Below are 6,437 nucleotides of genomic sequence, written 5' to 3'. Positions count from 1 at the left end.
TACACCTAAGTTGTAAATTATAACAATAAATTCAAAACACTGTTTGTAAATGAAGTGAAAAAATATTTTCTCTTCATCATGAAATGGCGGAAACCGTTGATACATCAATGTTTATAGAGGGAGTTTAGTTGAAGAGTGTTGTTTAACTTGTGTTCAACAATCGGGCCAGATTGTTGAGGAACGTTTTCAATGGATGTTATTGTTGAAATATAGAGTTAGATAAAGATTAACTCCATTTTGATCAATCTTTTTTCAAAATGGAGTTTTTGCATTTGCTGATAAATAAAGTCTGAAGGTAACTTTTTGATCAATCTGTATTCTAAAGCTACATTTACTTGTTTTTTATTTTTTATTTGTAAGTAAATCTTTATTTGGTTGGGAAAATGAAGCAAGGAGGTGAAATAATCCAGGTAAAACAATTAACATACCAACAATCGCATATATTTGACGCGTACTTAAATCTAAAAATGTTGAGGAAGCAAACAATATCCCTAATGGCATGGTAACTCGAATGAATAGTAATCGAACTGCACTTAGTTGGGTTAAACGATCTCTAGGAGCTTCACGCTGAAAAATTGCTGCACTTTGAGCATTGAATAAAGGAAATACCATTCCTCCAAACAATTCACACACCCATGCAATAGGAACTGAATTTACAAAAAACAAGAGTACGAATGAAAGACCTCCTCCTATTAAACCAAGGTACATAGTTTGATAGGTTTTTGGTAACTTCGTAAGTAGTACCATACCTACAGCATAACCGACTGGGAAAGACCCAGAAAAGATCGCATATTCCCAAGAATGACCATTAAGGTCTCCTCGTATAAAAGGAATACTTAAAACCATCGTTGCTCCAACCGCAAATTGTACCGTGGAAGAAAGAATGATAAGTCGAAAAAGATTTGGATATTTAAAGAATGTTCGATATCCTTCCTTCATTTCTGCCCACCAAAATTTCTTTGTCCAAGTTGCCACTTTCTTCTTACTTGATTGAGGGATACGTGAAAGTGCGAGAAAGCTGACGAGGAACATAACAGATGAAAACCCATATATAAAATGTATAGGACTGACCAACAGCAATAATGAAGTTGCTCCAGGAGCGATAAAACTCATAAGTCGAATAGTTCCATCTAGTAATGCATTTGCTTCGACAAGTTCTTTCTCTTTACAAATTTCTGGTAGAAGTGAAAAAGATAGACTTGCGTAAATTGGTTGCATCAAGCCTAACAAACATTGTAAAATGACTAATCCTAAAATGGTTCCCACGTCTGTACCAATTAAATAACCAACAAGTGGAAGGATGTAGGCTCCAGCACGAATCAACTGTATGTTTTGAAGCATTTTCTCCTTTACAACATGGTTTAGGAAAGGCGCACTAATGCCTTGCAAAATTAAAGAGGGGATAAAATATACAAGCCAAAGTACACCCATCCATTCCCTTGAACCTGTCAATTCATAAAGTAACAATCCATTAATAATTCCTCCAGCTGCTCCACCAAATTCGGATACAATTTCACCTATCCAAAGTGCTTTAAATGACTTAGAGAACTTATTCATTTGTGAACCTCCAGGTACTGAGTGAGTCGTCCAGAAAAAGTGTTAATCTGCGTTAGATTTGCTGAATAGATCCCTTTATCAACACGAATAAACTTTGCTGCTTTTAATATAGAAAGTTGGTGATGTAGTGTTGTTTTAGACGTATTAAACTGCACGCTCAACTCTTGAAGTGATAAAGGCCCCTTTAGAAGTTGATAAAGCAATTTCAATCGAAGTTCATCCCCTAAGGCCTTATGACCACGAATTAACTCATTTGATGGAACACCAGGCTCTATCAAATATTCTTCCTTTAAAGGATAAAAGAAAAGTTTAGTATCAGGTGTGCGTTTTTCTAAGATCCAAGGACGATAAGATACATGTGGAATTAATTTGACATTCCAGACAGAAGGTTCAGGGAGATACTTGATTCCACCCGTAATTCGTTCGATTTCCTCAATAGGATTTGTTATATCCAATGATTTGTATTGTTTCTGTTCAAAAGCAAGCGCATGAGTCCATTTTTCCCATTCTTCTTGTTGACTTACCCACATGTACCACTCAACCAATGTATTGTTGAATAGGTCACAAATTTCTTGTTGTGTATAACGACTAAGATTACGCACATATCCACCTAAGTAATCGTGGTCTTCAAAATATGTCGCATACTTCTCAAATAATTCATCTCGATGATGTTCAGTGGCTGTCGCTTTTCTTATAGGTTCTGTATTCCGATCTTTGTACGGCAAAAGTATGTCATAAAAGCGAGCAATTGGAATTTCTGAAAGTTGATTCGAAAAATCTTGAACAGATAATGCAGATAGTTTATCTTGAAGCATAATCAGTCCATACCATAAATTGGTCTCCTCAATTACCTTCAAATGTTTTAATAATGATGAAGGCATTGAATCTTGCTCTGATATCCACTTTTCATCTAAATCGAATGTATGTCGAAGTTGTCCATGTGTGTACCCTGCAATACCAAGTATCACTTCCCAAACAGGTGAGGATTCTACTTGTAAGGAAATGCTTTCAGCTGGATATGGAGAATAAAGGTGTTTCATAAAAGAGCCTCCTTATTATGTATTTCCTATATTCTAATATATTAGAATTTTTTATTCAATAAATTTGGAATTAAAATTTCTGCTTGCTCCCTTGTAACAAAATACTTCCTTTTATTGAAATCTTAAAAGAGAGATGTTTACAGTAATAAAAGCCCGTATTTTAGTTATTCCATTAAAGGGCGCGATTCAGTAACAAGAATCAGTGCTCGTTTTCATTAAAGGGCCATGATTGTTGAATAAAAACTTAAATGGATATTACCAAATGACGCCTTGGGAAGAATTTAGACTAACAAATATAAAAATTAGAATTTAAATTTTTTCATATTTTACTTTTATTAACTTATTTCGCGGTATAATAAAAGTCTAGTTACACTAAAAATTCATAAGGAGTTTAACAATGGAAAAGTGGGATTTATATGATAAACAACGCAATAAAATAGCGAAACAAATAACTCGCGGAGATGAAATGGTTTCAGACGAGTTTCATTTAGTAGTACACGTTTGTATATTTAATTCAAAAGGAGAAATGCTTATTCAGCAGCGTCAGCCTTTTAAGAAAGGTTGGTCGAATCTTTGGGACATTACTTGTGGTGGTAGTGCTATTGCAGGCGACACAAGTCAGCAAGCTGCTTCAAGAGAGTTATTCGAGGAGTTAGGGATTCATTATAATTTTGAACGTGGATTTGATGATTATTACCTCATTGAATATGACTTTAATTTGAATGAATTGACTTTACAAACTGAAGAGGTACAAGCAGTAAAATGGGCTTCTAAAGAGGAAATATTAAGGCTAATCGAACTTGAAAAATTTATACCTTATTATGAAAGTATCATTGCTTTTCTTTTTGAAGGGCGACATCATTATGGCTCTATTCGTCTTTAAAAGGAACGTGAAAAGAATTATACATATATTCATTCAATAAAAACGTCCTCAAATAAATGTTTGTGAAGACGCAAAACATCAAGGAATGCTGTGATAACATCATTTGTGGGGGTCTTCTTTTATACTATTATAGGGGTTTTAGTTGAAAAACAATCTTCTACAATCGAGCGCGATTGTTGACATCAACAGTAGGAAATAATCAAACTTTTTTATAAAAATTATACAGTGTTTTACAAAGAATTAACCATTGCAATAGAACGAGCTGAATATGAAAGGGGCTGGCCCTCTTTCTTACAGTCTACCGTTCGTTTGTGATTTAGAGGGAAGCGAGAAACGACAATGACACAACGCTTTAGCGTTGATATGCTTATCAGTTGAGCTGAAAGCCTGCCCAACAAAAAAAGCCCTTAAAAAAGGACCTCTTTGTTTTCTATGCCGTTATACTATAAACCATACTCGCTGTTATGATTAGAACATAGAAACCGGAACAAGCAAAAACTAATGCTACTTCGGTCCTCGTTGTAAATGGATGATAGTCCCAACGATTTTGTGGCCGTCTATTAGCATTAGTAATCTTACTATTTACTATTACGCCTGATACTAACAACAATCCAATTCCGAAAAGCACAAATATTGGTGCTAACACTGAAATAATAATGTTCATATTCTCCTAGTCAAATTTATTTCACACTACCTTATATACAGTTGGAGTGTGAGTTATGCCATCTTTTCAGATTTATTTTTAATATTTTCACCTGAAGAAATCCCCTGCCGCAGAACGAATAGCTTCTCCGTATTTTCAATACTAACGGAAATTTCGAAAAAGCAAATCGAAAATATGCTCTATATTGTTCTAGTGTGGCTTCGAAATAAAGTTTGATGATTTATAATAAAGTCTGATCTTTTGTGAAAAATTTTGGTCAAATTTCTGTGTAGATAGGTAAGATATTTTCTTGTTCCACAAACGGGCGCGATTGTTTAATAAGCTTCACTTTTCTTCTTCAACTATTTCATTTTCAAACAACGCAACAATTTTGAGGAGGAAGTGATTGACAATATCTATTCACGATGGTGTGTTAGTAGGATACTCAGCAAATTTTCTAGAAAATGAATTGCTATTAGATATCGAAACGGTGGCAGATGAAATTGTAACTGTTACATTCGAGAATTACTTAGCACATTATTTCGATCATGTAATGGCGGGAAGTATTTTATTTGATATTGAAGAAACAGATTTGAATACATTTTTCGAAGAGAACAAAGAACAATTTGAATCACATAAATTATATGCTTGGCCGATTTGGTACGATGATATGAATGAACTCGAACAATTCTTACAAAAAAATAATTATAAATGCTATGTTATTAGTGCGTCACTAGGATTATCAGGTTATGTATTTGCTAAAACGCAGAAAATCAAAAGGAAATGATATGTTGCGTGAGAACAGCTAGAGTTTGTGAAGTATTCTACTTAAACTAACGGGAAGCGATTGTTCAGTTAGAACAGTCGCTTCTTGTGCTAACAGGGCAGCACCTATATTTATTTTTAGTAAATTATTACATAAAATGAATGTGTTGGCTTAACTTGTTATACAATTACAATAGATAATGGTTATCGAATTAATTGACTCTCTGCCCATCAAATTGCAATTTATGGGGAGAAACCAGTAAACACTGAAAGGAAAATATATTAAATTACTTATATGTACCCGAAATGTGACTGATGTATGGTGGGATGATCAATATATTAATGCTAAACAATTGCATTTGAAGGCTAATGAGCGAGGTATTGAAGAGCCACCAAAAAATCCTACTGAAGATGACTTTTCTTATTGGACAATTGAAATGCAGAAACAAGAAGTACATGGTCTTTGGTCACAAATAGAATGATTAGAGTGGATTTCAATCTTAAAGGATAATCGAATTTTGTATTGTCTTATTCAACTACCGGAGGCTTTACGTCAATAAGGAGTGGAGCCATTTTCTCCTTAAACTAAACCGGCAGAATAGTTGAAAACGATAAAATATGGGTGGCAAGAGATGAGAAGAGCAGACTTTAAAAGTATTTCTGCCATAAATGAGTTAAGAAGATAGCTATTTTATTTAAGGAATAGTAGGTAATTTGCATAGAATTTGCGGAGAGGCTCAGAAAACAATAATTTAAGCTATAGCCTAAATTAGGCATTAGAAGATCGCGTATGATATTACAATCATTAATGGTCGCAACGACCACAGTGCTATAATGTATGACATGTGCGAGTGGAGCGATTATGCAGGTGGAGGAGTAACTTTTTACGGTAGATGGTGGACAATTTTTTATTACAGCGAATTTTTGACTTGTTGTGGATATTATCAAGCAAACATTGACGATTTCGAATATTATAGAATGACAATGATAAATCGTTTTATTGCGAACTAATTTTCATTTATCTTAATTGGAAAAGAGGTTTTGAATAAATGAATAGCAATATTATTTGGGGGATAGTATTATTAGCGCTAAGTTTGTTTCTTAAGCCATTATTGGCGATTGTGGGTAAGAATGAAAGGTTATTCAGCTTGCACTTGCAAGGTGAAACTGTGTTTTCATTAAGTCCATTTTTAGTTCAGATTATTCTGGCGGTAATTGGTATTATCATGCTTATCATCGGCAGTATGCAAGTTACAAAGCAGTAGAAAAAATAGTTGAAAGGATAGAGAGCACAACTATTGATCTTGCTACAATATTGAACATTTATAACCAAGGTATTGAAGACCGCGTTATCTAATTAGATGAAAATCATTAGGACCTTCTTCAACTAATGAGGTTTTTTTCTTGATGATCATTGAGTTGCATATGCAGCTCTTTTTTATTGAACTTACGGAGACAGATTAGTGGAAGAAGGAATATGACTTCAAATAGGGGGAGCATCAGGAAAATGCGGATTTTCAACGTTATGAATATTTAATATAAAAAGCCG

Annotated in this window: 6 protein-coding genes; 4 read left to right on the top strand and 2 right to left on the bottom strand. The window is 34.1% G+C overall.

The features are described 5' to 3' along the window. Nucleotides 1-342: 342 nt before the first annotated feature. Both ACVYAD_RS21115 and ACVYAD_RS21110 read right to left on the bottom strand, forming a co-directional pair. Nucleotides 343-1,557, bottom strand: coding sequence for an MFS transporter (locus ACVYAD_RS21115; RefSeq protein ID WP_476427853.1), 1,215 nt, complete (start codon nucleotides 1,555-1,557; stop codon nucleotides 343-345). Beyond that, entirely contained in the window at nucleotides 1,554-2,597 is a 1,044-nt protein-coding gene (locus tag ACVYAD_RS21110; protein ID WP_476427852.1) for an ArsR family transcriptional regulator, read from the bottom strand. Before ACVYAD_RS21110 ends, ACVYAD_RS21115 begins: the two co-directional genes overlap by 4 nt. A gap of 397 nt (nucleotides 2,598-2,994) precedes the next feature. On the opposite strand from ACVYAD_RS21110, the gene ACVYAD_RS21105 reads away from it, so the two are divergent. From ACVYAD_RS21105 to ACVYAD_RS21090, 4 genes are all read left to right on the top strand, one after another. Beyond that, entirely contained in the window at nucleotides 2,995-3,480 is a 486-nt protein-coding gene (locus ACVYAD_RS21105) for an NUDIX hydrolase (RefSeq protein ID WP_476427851.1), read from the top strand. A gap of 1,049 nt (nucleotides 3,481-4,529) precedes the next feature. Beyond that, nucleotides 4,530-4,910 (top strand): hypothetical protein, encoded by a 381-nt coding sequence (locus tag ACVYAD_RS21100; RefSeq protein ID WP_476427850.1) that lies wholly within the window; start codon nucleotides 4,530-4,532, stop codon nucleotides 4,908-4,910. 286 nt (nucleotides 4,911-5,196) lie between these two features. Then, on the top strand, nucleotides 5,197-5,370 hold the full coding sequence (locus tag ACVYAD_RS21095; protein WP_349658590.1) for a hypothetical protein: 174 nt from the start codon (nucleotides 5,197-5,199) through the stop codon (nucleotides 5,368-5,370). Nucleotides 5,371-5,937: 567 nt separating this feature from the next. Then, nucleotides 5,938-6,153 (top strand): hypothetical protein, encoded by a 216-nt coding sequence (locus tag ACVYAD_RS21090; protein WP_476427849.1) that lies wholly within the window; start codon nucleotides 5,938-5,940, stop codon nucleotides 6,151-6,153. Nucleotides 6,154-6,437: the final 284 nt, after the last annotated feature.

This window comes from Lysinibacillus sp. G1-3 (assembly GCF_056322905.1).
The sequence above is the reverse complement of the archived record's forward strand: the minus strand, read 5'-3'. Positions and strand labels throughout refer to the sequence as shown.